We start from the raw sequence: 17494 nt of genomic DNA, 5'->3' as shown, positions 1-17494 counted from the left end.
TGACGATCGGCGGGAACAGCCGGACGAGCTGCGCGAACCACGGCGCGACGACCACCATGAAGACCCCGCACGCGATCGTCGCCCCGTAGACGGCGGTGATGCCGTGCTCGGTGCCGATCGCGATCATCGGGCCGACCGCGGCGAAGGTGACGCCCTGCACGAGCGGCAGCCGGACCCCGAACCGCCAGAAGCCCACGGACTGCACGATCGTCGCGAGGCCCGCGACGAACAGGTCCGCGCTGATGAGGAACGCCAGGTCGGCACTGTCGAAGCCGAGCGCACCGCCGACGATGAGCGGGACGGCGATCGCGCCCGCGTACATCGCGAGCACGTGCTGCAGGCCGAGCGGCAGGAGTCTCGCGAGTGGTGGGACGGAGTCCACTCCGCCGTCACTCCGGGTCGTGCGCGGTGTCTTCTCGGTCGTCATGGCGTCCCCTTCGAGCGGTGGTCTCCCTGTGCTCCGGACGCTATGCAGCCCGTGTTTCCCCGGGATGACGGACGTGGGTCGCGTCGGTCACCGGGCTCCGGCCCGAAACGCACGCCGAGACGGACGGGAGGCCCGTGGCGGATGCGCCACGGGCCTCCCGTTTCGAACGATGTCGCGTCTACCGACCGATGGTCGACATGTCGGGGTAGCGGTCACCGGTCGGGACCGGCAGCGCCGACAGGCGCGACAGCTGGTCCGCGGTGAGGGTCAGGTCGGCGGCGCCGACGTTCTCCTCGAGGCGCGACACGCGCTTCGTGCCGGGGATCGGCACGATGTCGTCGCCCTGGGCGAGCAGCCAGGCGAGCGACACCTGCGCCGGGGTCGCGTCGGCCTCGGTCGCGATCTCCTTGACCGCGTCGACGATCCGCATGTTCAGCGCGAACGCCTCTTCCTGGAAACGCGGGTTCGCCAGGCGGAAGTCGTCGGAGTCCAGGTCGGACGGCTTCGTGATCGCACCGGTCAGGAAGCCGCGGCCCAGCGGCGAGTACGGCACGAGGCCGATCCCGAGCTCACGCAGGGTGTCGAGCACGTCGCCCTCGGGGTCGCGCGTCCACAGCGAGTACTCGCTCTGCAGGGCGGTGATCGGGTGGACGGCGTGGGCCTTGCGGATGGTCTCGGCTCCGGCCTCGGACAGCCCGATGTGCCGGATCTTGCCCTCCTGCACGAAGCCGGCGAGCTGGCCGACGACGTCCTCGATCGGGACGGCCGGGTCGACGCGGTGCTGGTAGTACAGGTCGATGTGGTCGGTGCCGAGGCGGCGGAGGGAGCCCTCGAGCGCCTCGCGCACGGACTCCGGTGCGGAGCTGATGCCGCGGCCCCGGGCGGGCGTCTCCTCGCCGGCGGTGTGGGTGATCAGGCCGAACTTCGTCGCGATCACGACGTCGTCGCGGCGGTCGGCGAGGGCCCGGCGGAGCAGGTCCTCGTTCGTGTAGGGGCCGTACGCCTCGGCCGTGTCGAACAGGGTGACGCCCAGGTCGATCGCGCGGTGGATGGTGCGGAGCGACTCCGCGTCGTCGGTGCCGGCGCCCGTGTAGAAGGCGCTCATGCCCATGGTGCCGAGGCCGACGGGTCCGACCTCGAGGTCTGCGAGCTTGCGTGTCTGCATGCTGCAGGTCTACTCCGGGTGCGCCGCTCGGAGGAAGGCACTGCCGGTGCCGGTCAGACACGGGCACCGTTCGTGTGGATCCTCCAAGGTCCACGCGGGGCAGCGCGGCTGGTACCTGGAGCAGACGTTCGTCCGTCGCGGAGCCGTCGTCGCCCGTGCCGTCGTGCAGGCGCGGTTCCTGCGACGCTCCGGCGGGACCGTCCCGATGACGGACCTGCTCGACGCCGTGGGCGGAGCACCAGCTGACCGCGACCTGCCCGAGTGGGTGCACGGGTGGGCGGGCGCCGTCCGGATCAGCAGCACCGCCTGACGGTCACGGAACGGCGACAGATCCCGGCTCCGTTGGATGGCGTCGCACCGCCGGCGCTACGCTGCGAGCACGGGGTGGATGCCCCGGACGGAAGGGGAACGTCATGGTCGTCATGTGGATCGTCGTCGGAGTGGTCGTGGCCATCGCCGCGCTGCTCACCGTGCTCGAGGTGCAGAACCGCCGTCGTGCGAAGCGCCTCGCCCACCTCGAACCGGTCGACCCGACCCTCGGCGCCCGCTCCCTCGCCGACGCCGAGGCAGCGCACTCGATGACCGAGGGCCTCGCGAAGTCCGCACACCCCGGCATCACCGGTGCCGGCGGGGGACTCGCCGGCTCGTGAGCCGCACGTCGACCCGGCGCGCCCTGCTCGCCGGGGGCGTCGGACTCGGGCTCGCCGGGGTCCTGGCAGCGTGCACCCGGCCGGGTCCCGCTCCCTCGGGCTCGCCGCGCCCGACTGCCAGCGGCTCCGCCGAGCCGACGAGCACACCGACGCCCGGCGGCCCGGACTCGTGGGACGCCCTCGCCGCCGCGGTCTCCGGCACGCTGCTCCGGTCCGGGTCGAACGGGTGGGACGGCGCACGCGTGCTCGAGAACCCGCGCTACGACGACGCCGACCCGCAGGGGATCCTCCGGGTCGCGGGGGTCGCCGACGTGCAGGCCGGCCTCGCGTTCGCGCGCACGACCCACACGCCCGTCGCACTGCGAGCGGGCGGGCACTCGTACACGGGGTGGTCGGCCGGCGGCGCCCCGGGCACCGACGTCCCGCGGTCGCTCGTGATCAGCACGCAGGACCTCGACGACATCGAACTGCACGACGACGACACCGTCACGATCGGCCCGGGCGCGCAGCTCGGGGACGTCTACGCCGCGCTCGCGAAGGCCGGTCGGGCCATCGGCGCCGGCTCGTGCCCGACCGTCGGCATCGGCGGGCTCACCCTCGGCGGTGGGGTCGGCGTGCTCGTCCGCTCGTTCGGGCTGACCTGCGACCAGCTCACCGGCGTGACGCTCGTCACCCCGGACGGCTCCGTGCACGAGGTCTCGACGTCCCGCGAACCCGACCTGTTCTGGGCCTGCCGCGGTGGGGGCGGTGGAACCGTCGGCGTCGTGACCGCACTGACGTACCGGACGCAGGCCGCGCCTCCCGTCCTGCTCTTCACCATCACGTTCGCGTGGTCGGCCGCCGCTGCCGTGGTGCGCGCCTGGCAGGACTGGGCGCCCACCGCCGACCCCGAGCTGTGGTCGACGCTCAAGCTGCTGAACGGCAGTCGGCACACCGCGCCGACGATCACCGTGACCGGCGTGTGGACCGGTTCGAAGACCGGCGCCGACACCTCCGTCGACGGTTTCATCGCCGCCACGGGCGCGAAGCCGCTGGCGCACACCGGACAGGAACTGACCTACGGCGCCGCCATGTCCGCGTTGGCGGGCAAGCCCCAGCGGGTGTCCGAGGCGGCGACCTCGTCGATCGGATCGACGAAGCTCACCGACGCACAGATCGACGTGCTCGTCGCGCATGCGGCAGCGGCGGGCGACGTCGACGGCAACCTGGAGGGCGGGGTCGCCCTCGACGCCCTCGGCGGCGTCGTGGCGGACGTCGGCCGCACCGACTCGGCGTTCCCGTGGCGGTCCGCGCTCATGACCGTGCAGTACACGGCGGTGTTCGCGGACGGCGCGGACCCCGCACCGTTCGACGCGTACGTGCGGGGGTTCCGCCGGGCCATGCGTCCAGCGTGGGGCGACGCGGCGTACGCGAACTACTGCGACGCGGCCATCACGGACCCGTCGGCCTACTTCGGGGACAACACCTCGCGCCTGCACCGCATCGCGGAACAGGCGGACCCGACGGGCGTGCTGGACCAGCCGAACTGGGTCTGACGCACGCACGAGTCTCGGGCCGGCCGGCCGGCCGGCCGGGCCGGGCCGTCCTACGATGACCGCATGGACATCGTCGACCTGGTGCTGCCGGACGCCGCGGCCTGGCGGACCTGGCTGGACGAGCACGAGGGCGACACCGACGGGGTGTGGCTCGTGCTCGCGAAGAAGGGCACCTCGGAGCCGACGAGCCTGACGTACGACCAAGCCCTCGACGAAGCGCTCTGCTCCGGGTGGATCGACGGGCAGAAGCGCGGCCGCGACGAGGCGACGTTCCGGCAACGGTTCACCCCGCGGCGGAAGGCCTCGCTCTGGTCGCAGCGGAACATCGGGCTCGTCGCGACGCTCACCGCCGACGGCCGGATGCGCGAACGAGGGCAGGCCGAGATCGACCGCGCAAAGGGCGACGGTCGGTGGGACCGCGCCTACGCCGGAGCCGCGAGCGCCACCGTCCCGGAGGACCTGCAGGCGGCGCTCGACGCCTCGCCCGCGGCAGCCACCCTGTTCGCCGAGCTCGACGCGACGAACCGGTACGCCGTGCTGCACCGGATCACGACGGCGCCGAGCGCCACGGCCCGGACCAACCGGCTGACCAAGCTCGTCCAGGGGCTCGAGCGCGGCGAGACGCCGTACCCCCGCCCGGACCGGCCGTAGCACCCGGGGGACATCCGTCCAGGACGGTTCGACGGAGCAGGCGTAGACCGGGGACATGACCACTGGCACCGACACCACCAACCGTCCGGCCGCCGCCTCCGGCACCTTCCGCATCGGGGGCGACCTCGAGGTGCACCGCCTCGGCTACGGCACCATGCAGCTCACCGGCCCCGGCGTCTGGGGTCCGCCGAAGGACCACGACGAGGCGATCCGCGTCCTCAAGCGCGCCGTCGAGCTCGGCGTGGACTTCTTCGACACCGCCGACTCCTACGGCCCCTACGTCGCCGAGGACCTCCTGCACGAAGCGCTCCACCCCTACGGCGACGACGTCGTGATCGCGACGAAGGCCGGGCTCACCCGGACCGGCCCCAACGAGTGGCCGCCGGTCGGCCGTCCGGAGTACCTGCGGCAGGAGGCGGAGATGAGCCTCCGCCGTCTGGGCCTCGAGCGCATCGACCTGTTCCAGCTGCACCGCATCGACCCGAAGGTCCCGCTCGAGGACCAGGTCGGTGAGCTGAAGAAGCTGCAGGACGAGGGCAAGATCCGGCACATCGGCCTGTCCGAGGTGTCGGTCGACGACGTCAAGGCCGCGCAGGAGATCGCCACGATCGTGTCCGTCCAGAACCTGTACAACCTGCAGAAGCGCGACGCCGAGGAACTCCTCGACTGGTCGACCGAGCAGGGCATCGCGTTCATCCCGTGGTTCCCGCTCGCGACGGGCGGCCTGACCGGCGAGGACTCGCCGCTCACCGAGATCGCCGAGCGGAAGGGTGCGTCGCCGGCGCAGCTCGCACTCGCCTGGCTGCTCAAGCGCTCGCCGGTCGTCCTGCCGATCCCCGGCACGTCGAGCGTCTCGCACCTGGAGGACAACCTGCAGGGCGCGACCATCGAGCTCACCGACGAGGAGTTCGAGGAGCTGTCGAAGCTGGGTTCCTGACCCGGGGTCGCGGACGCGACCGAACGGCGGACTGGAGGCCCGTGGCGACACCGCCACGGGCCTCCAGTCCGTTTCCTGGTTGCGGATGCATACGCAGTATGGGCATACTCCGTATGTCCATGGTGGACGAGAGACGGGGAAGTGTCATGAGCGTACGGATGGGCGTACTCGCGCTGCTGGTGGGGGGACCCGGGTACGGGTACCAGCTCAGGGGGGAGTTCGAGCACCGCACCGGCGGGAGCTGGCCGCTGAACATCGGCCAGGTCTACACGACCCTCGACCGCCTGGAACGCGACGGCCTCGTGGCCCGCGGCGACACCGACGACGACGGCCACGTCGTCTACACGGTGACCGACGCGGGTCGCGGGGAAGTGGCGCGCTGGTTCAGTGAGCCGGTGCCCGCCAAGCGCGGACGCGACGAACTGGCGATCAAGCTGGCCCTCGCCGTCACCGTGCCGGGTGTGGACGTCACCCGCCTGGTGCAGGTGCAGCGGGCCGCAGCGATCCGGAACCTGCAGGACCTGACCCGGCTCAAGCGCACGACCGATCCCGCAACGGACCTGGCGTGGTCGCTCGTACTCGAGTCGATGGTGTTCCAGGCCGAGGCCGAGGTGCGCTGGCTCGACCACGTGGAATCGACCGTGGCGCGGTACCGGCCGGACGAGCACCCGGCGGCTGACGCCGGCTCCTCGAACCCGACCGCTGCCGACGTCGCGCGGAGCGCACGGTGAACGCCGCACCGCTCCTGCAGCTCGACGCTGTCAGCGTGCACTACGGCTCCGGCGCCAAGGCCGTCACGGCCCTGGCCGGCATCGACCTGGCCGTCCAGCGCGGCGAGATGGTCGCCGTGATGGGGACCTCGGGCTCCGGCAAGTCGACGCTGCTCGCCTGCGCCGGCACCCTGCTGCCGCCCACGAGCGGCGAGGTCCTGATCGACGGTGCGTTCGTGTCCGATCGGCCCGCCAAGGAACTCGCAGCCCTGCGCCGTCGCCTCATCGGGTTCGTGTTCCAGGACTTCAACCTGATCCCCTCGCTCACCGCCGTCGAGAACGTGGCGCTGCCGCTCGAACTCGACGGCTGGAAGGCATCGCAGGCCCGCCGCGCCGCGGAACTGGCGCTCAACAACGTCGAACTCGCACACCGCGCCGACGCCTACCCGGACGACCTGTCCGGCGGCCAGCAACAGCGCGTCGCGATCGCCCGGGGCGTGGTCGGCGAACGTCGGCTCGTGCTGGCCGACGAGCCGACCGGCGCACTCGACTCGCAGACCGGCGAGGTCGTGCTCCGCATGCTCCGACGACACGTGGACGCCGGAGCCGGAGCGCTCCTCGTCACCCACGACGCCCGGCACGCTGCCTGGGCGGACCGGATCGTCTTCCTGCGCGACGGTCGCGTGGTCGACGAGACCGTGTACTCGGGCGTCGAACTCGCCCTGGCGGACCGGAACGCGTCGTGAGCCGGCGTCGGCGTCGGGGGACCGGCCGGACGCCGTTCGCCCTCCGACCGGCGCTCCGCCTGGGGCGTCGACTGGCCTTCGCGAAGGCCGGTCGTGCGGCACTGATCATCGCGCTCATCGGCATCCCGACCGCCGGGTTCGCCGCAGTGGCGGTCGTCGTGCAGTCGACGCAACCCACGGTCGAGGAGTCACTGGACTACGACCTCGGCAAGGCGGCGGCGCAGATGCGGGTGTCCGGACCGGACCTGCCCGGCATGCGGCAGGACCCGGTGCAGTGGCAGTTCACCGACTCGAAGCGGGACAGCCCGGTCACGAAGGCCGACGAGGACGCCCCGTTCGCGAACGTCCTCGCCCACGTGCCGGACGGTGCCCTGTCGATCCCGGTCGGAAGCACCCCCGTCGTGGTGCAGGGTCCGCGTGGCCCGGTGGGTCTGGCCGCGGTGGAGGGCAGCGTCTGGGACCCGTCCCTCGAGGGGCACTGGCGCGTCCTCGACGGCTCGGCTCCGACCGCACGCAACCAGCTCATGGTCACGCCCGCGACCCTCGACCGGCTCGGTGCGCACATCGGTGACACCGTCGACCTCACCGACCCCGTCACGAAGCGGTTCACGATCACCGGGACGATGCGCGACCTCGGCTCGGCACCGAGCGAGCAGGGGGTGTTCCTGCCCTGGGGGACGACGCTGTCGACGACCGACACCACCGACGACGTCGGCCTGAGCGACGTCACCGTCTACCTGCCGTCGGACGCCCCGACCTGGTCGGAGATCCGGCAGCTCAACGCGCACGGCATCGTGGTGCAGTCACGCCCCGTGGTCCTCGACCCGCCGGACGCCCGCCTGCCCGGCGGCCAGATGAGCTCCTCGCTCCTGTGGTACCTCGGTGCGATGGCGCTGCTCGGTGTCTTCGCGATGTTCGAGGTCGCACTGCTCGCCGGGGCCGCGTTCCTGGTCGGGACCCGGGCGGACACCCGTTCGTACGCGATCGTGACGAGCGTCGGCGGGGACAAGCGGTTCGTCCGGACGATCGTCGCCGGCTCCGGCCTCGTGCTCGGGTCGATCGGCGCGGTCCTCGGCGTCGCGGCGGGCACCGGGCTCGGCGTCGTGGTGTTCCGCCTGATCGACAACGGCGACGTCGTGTCGTTCCCGGGCCTGCACGTGCCCCCGCTCCTGCTGCTCGTGGTCGCGGCCGCCGGCATCCTGGCCGGGCTGGTCTCCGCCCTCGTCGCCGCTCGGGCCGCCACGCGCATCAACGTGCTCGCAGCGCTGCGGGGTTCGCTCCGTCCCGCGCCCGTCGACCGTCCGGCCCGCCGTCGGCGCCGCGTCTGGGGGCCGGCGCTCGTCGTCGCCGGCGCCGTGATGACGCTGGCCTGCGGCGTCGGGGTGCTCATGCTCAACGACCGCCCGGTGCAGGACGACCACTGGGCCTGGGTGGCCGGGGCCGGGGTCGCGCTCGGACCGTGCCTGATGCAGCTCGGCATCGCGATCTGCTCGCCGTGGCTCCTCGCCCTCGTCACGCGGCTGTCGTCGCGCCTCGGGTTGTCGGCGCGTCTCGCCGCACGCGATGCACGGCGCAACCCGGTCCGGACGGTGCCGGTGCTCGCGAGCGTGATGAGCGTCGTGTTCGTCGCGTCGGTGGTGATCACGTGGAGTGCGTCGAGCCACGCCCAGTACGTCCGTGGGTACGAGTACCGCACGGCCGTCGGAGTGGCGACGACCGAGGTGCAGCTGTCCAGCGAGGACGGTGCCTCCAGCGGTCACGACGCGGCGTTGACGGCACACGCGGCGAAGGTCGTGGCCCGGGTGTTCGACCACGACCGGATCCGGGTGCTCGGCGTGGCCGAGGGCTGGGCGGGCGACACCCCGTCGTCCGTGACGCTGCCGCACCGGTGGACGGACTTCGACTGCCCCGCGAACGACACCACCGGCTGCGCGTACTACCTCGACACCGCTGACGCGAGTACGCCGCACATCTGGACGGGCACCGTCGACGACTACGCCGTGCTCACCGGCCACCGCCCGTCGGCTGCCGTGCGGGATGCGCTCGAGGGCGGCAAGGCGGTGTCCCTGTGGCCGGAGTACGCCCACGACGGCGCGGTCCGCATCGACACGTTCCACGACCGCACGTGGGAGAGCCCGACGATCACGACGAGGACGAAGCCGGACGCCAGCGTGTCCATCCCTGCGGTGCTCGACGTGCAGTCGCCGCGGATCCAGGTCGGCGTCTTCATGACGAAGGCGACCGCTGCGCAGTACGGGGTCCCGGCCGTCGACGGCATGCTCGTCACGACGCTGCCCGGGGACATCGCCCCCGAACAGTGGGACGAGCTGAGTTCCGCCTGGCAGAGCTTCGGCGGTGCGGACCGAGCCCGGTGGGACGGCCCGCAGTTCGCCTACGAGGCCGGTCCGGTCGACAACGGCGCGCTCATCCGCGCGATCGTGCTCGCGCTGGCCGCAGCCGTGACGATCGGTGCGACTGCGGTGGCCATCGGGCTCGCACGGTCCGACGGGCGCCGAGACGACGAGGTGCTCGACGCGATCGGTGCTGCACCACGACTCCGGCGGCGGGTGTCGACCTGGCAGGCGGCGATCCTGGCCTCGGTGGGCGCGGTGATCGGCACCCTGCTGGGGCTGCTGCCGATGCGGGCGCTCACCCTGCGGTTCACGGAGCCCGTGGTGGGGACGAACCACATGCCGTTCGTGCCGGACTGGTCGATGCTGGCCCTGCTGGCGATCGGGCTGCCGCTGGTCGTGACGGCGGGGGCGTGGCTCACCGCGCACGGCCGACGCCGGGTGGCGGTGCGGCGGGCGCACTGAGGCGGGGCGGCACAGTGCGTGCTGCTGCCGCGGTGCGGCCCGGTCAGGCGCCGGGCTGCACCACCATGAGCACGGCGACGACGACCCACACCAGGTTGAACGAACCGACCAGCGCCGCGAGCTTCCGCGGCGAGCGCTCCGTCCCGTTGCCGCGGAGGACCTGGCGCTGCTCCGGCAGGACCCCGAGCGCGAGGATCGCCGCAGCCACGGCGGTCAGACCGATCGACACGAGCAGCCAGGCCTCGTCGAGCGCCCCGACCTCGAACGCCAGCGCCGTGCCGAACGTCGGGACGGCGAGCGAGATGATCGAGTACACGTGGCAGATCCGGTGCAGGACCGTCGCGACGGCTCGAGCGGCCTGGTCGTCCGGATCGGCGACGAGCGCGCGTGCGGGCTTCGGGAACGTGCTCCCGGCGACCGCGACGGGCCCGAGGGTGAGCAGCGCCGCCACGACGTGCACGGTGAGGAGGACGCTGGACATCCCTTCCAGCCTAGGGCGCGGCACTTCGCGAGCAGAAATGGTCGGGTGGCCCGACGGGACCCGACCATTTCTGCTCACGAAGTGCTCGGCAGACCGCTCCCGGCGAACAGCGGGCCGACGGCCAGCGTGCCCACGAGCCAGGCGACCGCGATCGCGTCGACAGGCCATACGGGCCCAAGGGACAGGTCGGATCCCGGCGCCCCGCGGATCCGGCGACGGCACAGGACCACCGCCACGGCCAGGCAAAACCAACCCGCCACCACGATCGGCAATTCGATCAGGAGTGGCACGATCCCGAGACCGACGGCCCACCACATCGCTGGGAGTGCGGATGCGACCGCCATGGCCAGGTACGCCAGGACGACCAGGCGAGTCTCGCGTCGGTCGAGCCGGTCGTCGTGCAGCCGAGGACGGCGCAGCACCCACACCGTCGCCGCGACGGCGTTGACGCCGACACCGATCCGCCCGAGGCCGAGCCCGACGAACTGCCCGAAGTCCCACCAGTTCGATCCGGATCCGGTTTCCGGTGCTTCGTACCCGGTGTGCCCGGCGAAGTGCAGGAGCACGAGTCCGCCCGCGACGCCGAGTAGGTACAGCGACCACGTCCAGCGGGGGAGTCCGAGTCGCCGGAGCGCCGCGGCGACGAACAGCACCGACGTCGGCATGAGCAGCATCAGGGCTGCCCAGGCTGCTCCGTCGAAGGCTCGTGGTTCCACGGACCGACGCTAATGGGACCGTCGAGCAGCTCGTCGAGTTGTCATTGCGACTCCAACCGCAGACACATCCTTCCGCTCACACAGCCCGCGCACCAGGCGGTCCACATATTTGATTTGGTATTCCAAACGCTCGGATGCTTGGATGCTGTGATGCGCCGCGGCATCCTTTCATCCCTGTTCATTGCCGCCGTCCTCGGGCTCATCGTTTGCCTTGCGACGCCAGGAGCACCTCGCAGCGAATCCCCTCGACGATGGACCGTGGCTGTCGTCGACGGGGGCGTCGATCGCTCGCTCCGTCTGGGCGCCCACGAGACGCTCTCATGGGCGGCCAACCCCGCGTGGGTGGCGACCCGACCTGCTGATCACGGGGCACAGGTGGCGTCAGTTGCCTTGGGTTCCAGCGACGACGAGTTCACCCTGTCTGAGGACGCCCCCGACCTCATCGATGTTCGTGTGTCATCTGCGGCAACACCAGCCACCCCTCAATCGATCGCAAGCGGACTGACTCATGCAACTGTCCGAGGCGCCGACCTGATCGTCGTCGCTCTGAGCACGGGGGAGGACTCCCCGCTCCTCCGGCAAGCGGTGCAACACGCAGACACGGCCGGTGCTGTGGTGGTCAGCAGTTTGCGCAACGAACTGGTCGGCACGGTTTCCTACCCGGCGGACTACCCCACGGTGCTCGCCATCTCGAGCATCGATGCCGCTGCGCGCCGATCGATCACCTCCCCGCGAGACGGTGACCTGAGCGATCTCGGTGTGGACGTCCTCGCACAGACAGCGGACGGACGCTCCCAACTGACGTCGGGAACGAGCATCGCGACGGCCTCCGCGGCTCGATCGATCATGCAATGTGCTGATCCAGATCACTCGGCCGAGCAGATCCTCAAGCTCGCCGAGCGCTCGGGGCTCAAAGACGACCGCCACGTCCCTGTGCTGCGGTGTCCGGAAAGGAACAAACGATGAAGATGCCCAGGATGGCCGTACCGGTCGGGTTCGCTGTCAGTGCCGCACTCGTGATCGCAGGAGTCACACCCGCGCGAGCCTCCACTGCGACCCCCGACACGGGACCTGTGGAGGTGTCCGTGCTCCAGACGGGCTCGGTAGCCGGTGAAGCGGAGATCACCACCTCCGTCGATTCGGAGCTCGGCTTCATCGGCGAAGCCGAGGTCCACGTTGACGAGTACCTGCTGGATGAGGTCAGCGTCACTGCCGAAGTTGCCGGGGCCCCGCAGACAGACACGTACTCGATCAGCGGGCTGACGATCGTCGACGACGAGAACTTCACTGCGACGTTGACTTCGGAGACCACTGGGGAGTCCGAGTACATCGACACCACCTCAGTCGAACCGCAAGTGCTTCCCCTGATCCTCGCGGTGGTCGCTCGCGTCGGCATACAGATGGCGATCCGGCAGTTCTCCAAGGTGGCCATCCAGAACGCCGCACGTCAGTTCGCGCTGTCCCTGAACTCGACGAAGTGGGCGCACATCATGGCGTCGAAGCACAACTGGCGGTACCTCCGGGCCACGACTCGGCAGAAGGTCGCGGACCTCATGAGCAAGGCTGTCGCGAACGGCAGGGCGTCGAAAACTCGGAAGCACATTGACTACGTTTGGCGACACAACAACCGAACGATCACAGTTCGAACGTCCTTGAGCGGCCACATCAGCAACGGATGGGTGAGATGAGCGAGATTGCACGACTCGTCGATACCGGAGCGATCGAAGCCGCCGTCGCCGAAGCTCAGGGGCTGACTCCCGACCGGGTCGCCGACCTGCTCTTCGCCTCGGGCGGCTTCGCTGTGGACATGGCTCCGTACGACGCGTTCGTCCGTCGCTGGTACGAGCGCCTCGACAGCCCGTACCTGCGCGCGGCGGCGGCCGAACGATTCGGGGATGCCTACCTCACCGAACTCGCGGGGGTGCCCGGAGGCGAGGAGTTCGCGGCCGAGCTGACCGAGGCCGCGCTCCGAGCCGTGATCGCGCATACCGGTCGGATGATGCGCGGGCCGGCCATCACCGACTGGGCAGAACCGCACGTCGCGGTGATGAGCACCGCCCGCGCGCGCTCCTGGCGAGAAGCGTCCATGGAGCTCGCGAAGGTGCACTTGCCGGAGTAACAGCGGGAGGCCCGCGGCGGCGGCACCGCGGGCCTCCCGTCCGTTTCACGGTGAGCAGGACGGGTCAGGTCTCTCTGCCGGACTCGACCATTCCTGCTCGTGAAGCGGCGAGCGCCGCGCTCACGCAAAATCGGCCAGCACCCCGCGGTTCACCGCTGCTCGATCGGCCCACCCCTCGGCTGACCTCGAGGGGTCGGCGGCGGGTGGCGGTGCGACGGGCGCACCGAAGTGATCACACGTTCTCGATCGGCACCTCGGCCAGCACGACCTCGTCGTCCATCGGGATCGCCCCCCGGATCCGCGGGAGCCCGTCGACCCACTCGACCGTCACCCCCGCAGCCGCGAGCCCTGCGACGCTCACGTCGATCCGGAGCAGGGGCAGCGCGAGGTCGCCGTACCGCTCGGCGACGACCTCGGACACCCGGTCCGGCGTCGTCGCGCGGACGTACCCGTCGGGTTCGAGCGGCACCCCGCGGGTCGCGACCTCGTACTCGCCGAACCCGCGGCTCATCTCCCAGTCGTCGGCGATCGCCACGTGACAGACCACATCGGTCATGGACCCTCCTCGTCAATGAAACGGGAGCGTATCATTACGGGTAGGCTGGTCTCGTGAACAAGCGAGGACGTCCGACCGCCGACGAGCGAGCCGCCCGCGACGAGCGGATCCTCGACGTCGCGACCGACCTTTTCCTCGAGCACGGCTTCGCAGGAGTCGCGCTCGATCGCATCGCCGCCGAGGCCGGGGTCACGAAGCGCACGCTCTACACGGCGATCGGCGACAAGCCCGCACTGCTCCGCGCGGTCGTCCGACGACAGCACACGTACGCGGACGGGCCCACCCGCGGCCTCGAGTCCACCGCGGCGTCGATCGGCGGCGCGTTGCTCTCGGACCGCGCCGTCGCCCTGCACCGGCTCGTCATCGCGGAGTCGAGCCGGTCGCCCGAGCTCGCCCGCGAGTTCCACGAGGCCGGCCCGCTCGCCGCCCAGCAGGCCCTGATCCGTGCCGGAGCGACTCCGGGGACCGCCGCCGAACTCTTCACGCTGCTGCTCGGGGAGCTCCACCGCGAGCGCCTGCTCGGCCTGGCTCCGGCGCCGACGGCGACCGAGGTCACCGCACGCGCCGCGCGTGCCGTCGCGGTGCTCTCGACGTGACCCGAGGGCGGACAGGAGGCCCGGTGCCAGCTGGCACCGGGCCTCCCGTCCGTCACGGCGTGAGCCGTGCTCAGGCGGGGTCGGGCAGCGCCTCCGCGTAGGTGCGGAACTCGCCGCGCTCGGCGTGGATCGCCCACAGCCGGTCCGCGATGGACTCGCCGGAGTGCTCCGGCTGCCCGTCGTCGATGCCGAACGGGATGATGAGCTGGCCGACGTGGACCTGCTCGTCGCGCACGGCGTCGTGCAGGAGCTGGGCGTAGGCGCTCTCCGCCGCGAACGCGACCGAGGTGCCGGTGACCCGGGCACCGGGCCGGACCGCACTGCCGCCGTTGACGAACAGGATCGTGCCGTGGCCGATCGCCCGCATGCCGGGCAGCACCTGACGGACCGCGTTGACCGAGCCGTAGACCGAGAACTCGATCGGGCCGACCAGGTCGTCGGCGGTGGTCTCGAGAACGGGGCGCATGTACTCCTTGGCGGGGAGCGGGCTGTACTGCAGCACCTCGATCGGGCCGAGCTGCTCGGTCGCGCGCTCGAGGGCGGTGCGGAGCGAGTCGCCGTCACGGACGTTCGCGGCGAACCCGGCGGCGGTGATGCCCTGCTCGCGCAGCGATGCGGCGAGGCCGTCCAGCCGGTCCTGGTTGCGGGAGATCAAGGCGATCGAGAAGCCCTCACGGCCGAAGCGCTCGGCGACGGCGAGCCCGAGGCCCTTGCCGGCCCCGATGATGGCGATGGTGGTCATGCGGAGTACTCCTCGTCGGTGACGTGTTCGAGCCAGGTGGTGGTGGTCGCCGGGTCGTCGGCGAGGTCGAGCATCGCGAGGTGCTCCATGTAGTCCGTCGGGGTCGCACCGTGCCAGTGCTCCTCACCGGCCGGCGTGTAGACGGTCTGCCCGGCCTGGACCTCGACGACGCCGCCGTCACGGGTCCCCATCCGCGCGACGCCCTCGGTGACGTGCAGGGTCTGCCCCTTGGCGTGCGAGTGCCACGCGGTCCGCGCGCCGGGCAGGAACCGGACCTTGGCGACGGTCATCGACTGGCCGTCCTCCTTCGGCGAGGCGATGGCGTCGAGGTAGACGTCTCCGGTGAACTGCTCGGCCGGGTTCTTGACGGTCGGCTGCTTCGGTTGGATCTCCATGACCCCGACGGTAGGCCGATGTGCGCACCGGAGGGAGGTGCCGACCGTACCCCTCAGCCGTTTCCCGAACACCACGTGTGTGATCGACGCACGATCCGGGAGGACCACCGTGGACAGCAGCGAACACCCGAACCTGAACCCGCACCAGCACCCGACCCCCACCCGCCCCCGACGCGCCTGGTCCGCCGCGGGCATCGCCGCGGTGGCCGCGCTCGCCCTCGGCGGCTGCGCCGACGCCGCACCGGACGACGACCGCGGCTCGTCGGCGAGCGCCCGGGCCACCGCCCCGGCCGACCTGCCGACCGGACAGACCGCGCCCGACGGCGACACCACCGACGTGGTCACGGGGCTCGAGGCACCGTGGTCCGTCGTCCGCACCGGCGATGACGGCGACGCCCTGGTCAGCGAGCGCGACTCCGCCCGGATCCTCGAGCTGCAGGACGACGGAACGACGCGCGAGGTCGGCACGGTCGACGGCGTCAGCCACGGCGGCGAGGGCGGACTGCTCGGCCTGGCCCTGCACGACGACGACCTGTTCGTGTACTCGACGGCCGACGACGGCAACCGGATCCAGCGGTACGACCTGACCGGCACCACGGGCTCGTGGGCGCTCGGCGACGCCACGACGATCATCGACGGACTGCCGTCGAACACGTTCCACGACGGCGGCCGGATCGCGTTCGGCCCCGACGACATGCTCTACGCCAGCGTCGGGGACGCCGGCGCGAGCAGCGACGCGCAGGACGAGGACTCACTCGCGGGCAAGATCCTGCGGCTCACCCCGGACGGCGACGTGCCGGACGAGAACCCCGTCGACGGGTCCCCGGTGTGGAGCCTCGGCCACCGCAACGTGCAGGGCATGGGCTGGTCGTCGGACGGCACGATGTTCGCGTCGGAGTTCGGCGAGAACACCCTCGACGAGTTGAACGTCATCGAGGCGGGGGAGAACTACGGCTGGCCAGAGGTCGAAGGGGAGGGCGGCGAGGACCAGGGGTTCGTCGATCCGGTGCAGCAGTGGTCGACGGACGAGGCCTCCCCGAGTGGCCTGACGGTCGTCGACGACACCGTGTTCGTGGCCAACCTGCGCGGCGAGGTGCTCCGGGCGATCCCTGCGGACGACCCGGGTTCGTCGACCGAGTACTTCCAGGGCGACTTCGGCCGGATCCGGACCGTGCTCGAGGGGCCGTCGGACACGCTGTGGTTCGTCACGAACAACACCGACGGCCGCGGTGAACCTGTGCAGGGCGACGACCGCATCGTGTCCGTGCCGCTGACCCGCGCCGCGGGGTGAGCCGACGGAGCGCTGCCACGGGGGTTCCGGCAGCCCCTCGCTCGCATGCTCCCCGGCCCGTTACCGTGACGACATGAACCACCGCGACGAAGCCCGCGACTTCCTGTCCAGCCGTCGCGCCCGCATCACCCCCGAGCAGGCCGGGGTCGAGACGTTCGGCACCCGCCGCAGGGTCACCGGGCTCCGGCGCGAAGAGGTCGCCCGGCTGGCAGGCGTCAGCATCGACTACTACACGCGACTGGAGCGGGGGAACCTGCAGGGCGTCTCCGACAGCGTGCTCGAGGCCATCGCCGGCGCACTGCAGCTCGACGCGGCCGAGCTCGAACACCTCCGAGACCTGTCCCGGCACCAGAACGCGACCCCGCGGCGGGCGGGCACGGTCGTGCCGGTCGCCGCGGTCCGCCCGGAGCTGCAGTACCTGCTCGACGTCATCACCGACGCTCCGGCGATGATCATCAACAACCGCCAGGACATCGTCGCCGCCAACGCCCTCGGCTACGCCATGCACTCGGACCTGGTGTCGGCGCCGGCCCGACCGATGAACTTCTCGCGCTTCATCTTCCTCGACCCCCAGGCGCGGAACTTCTACCAGGACTGGCAGCGGGCGGCGCACACGAACGTCGCGATCCTGCGGCGCGAGGCCGGCCGCACGCCGAACGACCGCGACCTCGCGGCGCTCATCGGGGAACTCTCGATGCGGAGCGACGACTTCCGCGCGCTCTGGGCCGCACACGACGTCCGGCGCCACTACGCCGGCGTGAAGTCCTTCCACCACGCCGTCGTCGGCCCGCTCGAGCTGCACTTCCAGACGCTCGAACTCGCCGAGGACCCCGGACTCGCGCTGACGATCTACCCGGCGACCCCGGGCAGCCCGACCGCCGACGCGCTCCGCCTGCTCGCTTCTTGGGCGGCGACGGAGCAGATCGCGGAACGCGCGCGCAGCGCGGTCAGCCCCGGATGA

Annotated in this window: 21 protein-coding genes (1 of these 21 running past the window's edge); 14 read left to right on the top strand and 7 right to left on the bottom strand. The window is 71.4% G+C overall.

Annotated elements, in window-relative coordinates; all coding sequences use genetic code 11:
* Both EDF63_RS18865 and EDF63_RS04310 read right to left on the bottom strand, forming a co-directional pair.
* Nucleotides 1–427, bottom strand: partial view of a nucleobase:cation symporter-2 family protein gene (locus EDF63_RS18865; RefSeq protein WP_221180526.1) — the beginning only. 1226 nt of this gene lie to the left of the window's left edge; 427 of the gene's 1653 nt are visible here — the first part of the coding sequence; its start codon is at nucleotides 425–427; its stop codon lies off the left edge, out of view.
* Between the two features lie 178 nt (nucleotides 428–605).
* On the bottom strand, nucleotides 606–1592 hold the full coding sequence (locus tag EDF63_RS04310) for an aldo/keto reductase (RefSeq protein WP_123311488.1): 987 nt from the start codon (nucleotides 1590–1592) through the stop codon (nucleotides 606–608).
* A gap of 46 nt (nucleotides 1593–1638) precedes the next feature.
* Here EDF63_RS04310 and EDF63_RS04305 point away from each other — a divergent pair, with 46 nt between their 5' ends.
* The 8 genes from EDF63_RS04305 to EDF63_RS04270 all read left to right on the top strand — a co-directional run bounded on the left by EDF63_RS04305 (nucleotide 1639) and on the right by EDF63_RS04270 (nucleotide 9637).
* A complete protein-coding gene (locus EDF63_RS04305) occupies nucleotides 1639–1902 on the top strand; it encodes a hypothetical protein (RefSeq protein WP_185021285.1) in 264 nt (87 codons plus the stop codon).
* A 103-nt stretch (nucleotides 1903–2005) separates the two neighbouring features.
* Entirely contained in the window at nucleotides 2006–2242 is a 237-nt protein-coding gene (locus EDF63_RS04300; RefSeq protein ID WP_123311486.1) for a hypothetical protein, read from the top strand.
* Nucleotides 2239–3777 carry an FAD-binding oxidoreductase gene (locus tag EDF63_RS04295; RefSeq protein WP_123311484.1) on the top strand — a complete coding sequence of 513 codons (1539 nt, stop codon included), beginning with the start codon at nucleotides 2239–2241 and terminating at the stop codon, nucleotides 3775–3777. The genes EDF63_RS04300 and EDF63_RS04295 overlap by 4 nt, the downstream gene beginning before the upstream one ends.
* A gap of 63 nt (nucleotides 3778–3840) precedes the next feature.
* On the top strand, nucleotides 3841–4428 hold the full coding sequence (locus EDF63_RS04290; protein WP_123311483.1) for a YdeI family protein: 588 nt from the start codon (nucleotides 3841–3843) through the stop codon (nucleotides 4426–4428).
* A 55-nt stretch (nucleotides 4429–4483) separates the two neighbouring features.
* Entirely contained in the window at nucleotides 4484–5365 is an 882-nt protein-coding gene (locus EDF63_RS04285) for an aldo/keto reductase (protein WP_123311481.1), read from the top strand.
* A 146-nt stretch (nucleotides 5366–5511) separates the two neighbouring features.
* On the top strand, nucleotides 5512–6096 hold the full coding sequence (locus EDF63_RS04280) for a PadR family transcriptional regulator (RefSeq protein ID WP_260232970.1): 585 nt from the start codon (nucleotides 5512–5514) through the stop codon (nucleotides 6094–6096).
* Nucleotides 6093–6821 carry an ABC transporter ATP-binding protein gene (locus EDF63_RS04275; protein WP_123311477.1) on the top strand — a complete coding sequence of 243 codons (729 nt, stop codon included), beginning with the start codon at nucleotides 6093–6095 and terminating at the stop codon, nucleotides 6819–6821. The genes EDF63_RS04280 and EDF63_RS04275 overlap by 4 nt, the downstream gene beginning before the upstream one ends.
* Nucleotides 6818–9637: an ABC transporter permease gene (locus EDF63_RS04270; protein WP_123311475.1), complete on the top strand. Its 2820-nt coding sequence runs from the start codon at nucleotides 6818–6820 to the stop codon at nucleotides 9635–9637. The genes EDF63_RS04275 and EDF63_RS04270 overlap by 4 nt, the downstream gene beginning before the upstream one ends.
* 43 nt (nucleotides 9638–9680) lie before the next feature.
* Here EDF63_RS04270 and EDF63_RS04265 read toward each other — a convergent pair whose 3' ends face one another.
* Both EDF63_RS04265 and EDF63_RS04260 read right to left on the bottom strand, forming a co-directional pair.
* Entirely contained in the window at nucleotides 9681–10118 is a 438-nt protein-coding gene (locus tag EDF63_RS04265; protein WP_123311473.1) for a hypothetical protein, read from the bottom strand.
* A 74-nt stretch (nucleotides 10119–10192) separates the two neighbouring features.
* Complete coding sequence (locus EDF63_RS04260) at nucleotides 10193–10834, bottom strand: hypothetical protein (protein WP_148061723.1); 642 nt, start codon at nucleotides 10832–10834, stop codon at nucleotides 10193–10195.
* 258 nt (nucleotides 10835–11092) lie between these two features.
* Between EDF63_RS04260 and EDF63_RS04255 the strand changes: the two genes are divergently transcribed.
* The 3 genes from EDF63_RS04255 to EDF63_RS04245 are packed head-to-tail and all read left to right on the top strand — an operon-like array spanning nucleotide 11093 to nucleotide 12953.
* Entirely contained in the window at nucleotides 11093–11800 is a 708-nt protein-coding gene (locus tag EDF63_RS04255) for a S8 family serine peptidase (RefSeq protein ID WP_185021284.1), read from the top strand.
* A complete protein-coding gene (locus EDF63_RS04250) occupies nucleotides 11797–12522 on the top strand; it encodes an SAR2788 family putative toxin (protein WP_123311467.1) in 726 nt (241 codons plus the stop codon). The genes EDF63_RS04255 and EDF63_RS04250 overlap by 4 nt, the downstream gene beginning before the upstream one ends.
* The gene (locus tag EDF63_RS04245) at nucleotides 12510–12953 is read left to right on the top strand and encodes a hypothetical protein (protein WP_148061722.1); all 444 of its coding nucleotides are present in this window, start codon (nucleotides 12510–12512) and stop codon (nucleotides 12951–12953) included. Before EDF63_RS04250 ends, EDF63_RS04245 begins: the two co-directional genes overlap by 13 nt.
* A gap of 232 nt (nucleotides 12954–13185) precedes the next feature.
* Here EDF63_RS04245 and EDF63_RS04240 read toward each other — a convergent pair whose 3' ends face one another.
* Nucleotides 13186–13509 carry a DUF952 domain-containing protein gene (locus EDF63_RS04240; RefSeq protein ID WP_148061721.1) on the bottom strand — a complete coding sequence of 108 codons (324 nt, stop codon included), beginning with the start codon at nucleotides 13507–13509 and terminating at the stop codon, nucleotides 13186–13188.
* Nucleotides 13510–13562: 53 nt separating this feature from the next.
* Between EDF63_RS04240 and EDF63_RS04235 the strand changes: the two genes are divergently transcribed.
* The gene (locus EDF63_RS04235) at nucleotides 13563–14105 is read left to right on the top strand and encodes a TetR/AcrR family transcriptional regulator (protein ID WP_123311461.1); all 543 of its coding nucleotides are present in this window, start codon (nucleotides 13563–13565) and stop codon (nucleotides 14103–14105) included.
* Nucleotides 14106–14175: 70 nt separating this feature from the next.
* Here the strand turns inward: EDF63_RS04235 and EDF63_RS04230 are convergent, their stop codons facing one another.
* Together EDF63_RS04230 and EDF63_RS04225 are read right to left on the bottom strand one after the other, a co-directional pair.
* Nucleotides 14176–14847: an SDR family oxidoreductase gene (locus EDF63_RS04230; RefSeq protein WP_123311459.1), complete on the bottom strand. Its 672-nt coding sequence runs from the start codon at nucleotides 14845–14847 to the stop codon at nucleotides 14176–14178.
* Nucleotides 14844–15242 (bottom strand): cupin domain-containing protein, encoded by a 399-nt coding sequence (locus EDF63_RS04225; protein ID WP_123311457.1) that lies wholly within the window; start codon nucleotides 15240–15242, stop codon nucleotides 14844–14846. The genes EDF63_RS04230 and EDF63_RS04225 overlap by 4 nt, the downstream gene beginning before the upstream one ends.
* A 109-nt stretch (nucleotides 15243–15351) precedes the next feature.
* On the opposite strand from EDF63_RS04225, the gene EDF63_RS04220 reads away from it, so the two are divergent.
* Nucleotides 15352–16533 (top strand): sorbosone dehydrogenase family protein, encoded by a 1182-nt coding sequence (locus EDF63_RS04220; protein ID WP_260232969.1) that lies wholly within the window; start codon nucleotides 15352–15354, stop codon nucleotides 16531–16533.
* 73 nt (nucleotides 16534–16606) lie between these two features.
* Entirely contained in the window at nucleotides 16607–17494 is an 888-nt protein-coding gene (locus EDF63_RS04215) for a helix-turn-helix transcriptional regulator (protein WP_123311453.1), read from the top strand.

The sequence above is a fragment of the Curtobacterium sp. JUb34 genome (assembly GCF_003755065.1).
In the GTDB taxonomy this organism is placed as follows: Bacteria; Actinomycetota; Actinomycetes; order Actinomycetales; family Microbacteriaceae; genus Curtobacterium.
This window is presented reverse-complemented; position numbering and strand designations above follow the sequence as displayed.

Bases quoted from the DNA above. Each gene is read 5' to 3' on its own strand.
- EDF63_RS04310 (WP_123311488.1), bottom strand. From the start codon at position 1,592: ATGCAGACACGCAAGCTCGCAGACCTCGAGGTCGGACCCGTCGGCCTC.
- EDF63_RS04300 (WP_123311486.1), top strand. From the start codon at position 2,006: ATGGTCGTCATGTGGATCGTCGTCGGAGTGGTCGTGGCCATCGCCGCG.
- EDF63_RS04290 (WP_123311483.1), top strand. From the start codon at position 3,841: ATGGACATCGTCGACCTGGTGCTGCCGGACGCCGCGGCCTGGCGGACC.
- EDF63_RS04285 (WP_123311481.1), top strand. From the start codon at position 4,484: ATGACCACTGGCACCGACACCACCAACCGTCCGGCCGCCGCCTCCGGC.
- EDF63_RS04280 (WP_260232970.1), top strand. From the start codon at position 5,512: ATGAGCGTACGGATGGGCGTACTCGCGCTGCTGGTGGGGGGACCCGGG.
- EDF63_RS04265 (WP_123311473.1), bottom strand. From the start codon at position 10,118: ATGTCCAGCGTCCTCCTCACCGTGCACGTCGTGGCGGCGCTGCTCACC.
- EDF63_RS04250 (WP_123311467.1), top strand. From the start codon at position 11,797: ATGAAGATGCCCAGGATGGCCGTACCGGTCGGGTTCGCTGTCAGTGCC.
- EDF63_RS04245 (WP_148061722.1), top strand. From the start codon at position 12,510: ATGGGTGAGATGAGCGAGATTGCACGACTCGTCGATACCGGAGCGATC.
- EDF63_RS04240 (WP_148061721.1), bottom strand. From the start codon at position 13,509: ATGACCGATGTGGTCTGTCACGTGGCGATCGCCGACGACTGGGAGATG.
- EDF63_RS04230 (WP_123311459.1), bottom strand. From the start codon at position 14,847: ATGACCACCATCGCCATCATCGGGGCCGGCAAGGGCCTCGGGCTCGCC.
- EDF63_RS04225 (WP_123311457.1), bottom strand. From the start codon at position 15,242: ATGGAGATCCAACCGAAGCAGCCGACCGTCAAGAACCCGGCCGAGCAG.
- EDF63_RS04215 (WP_123311453.1), top strand. From the start codon at position 16,607: ATGAACCACCGCGACGAAGCCCGCGACTTCCTGTCCAGCCGTCGCGCC.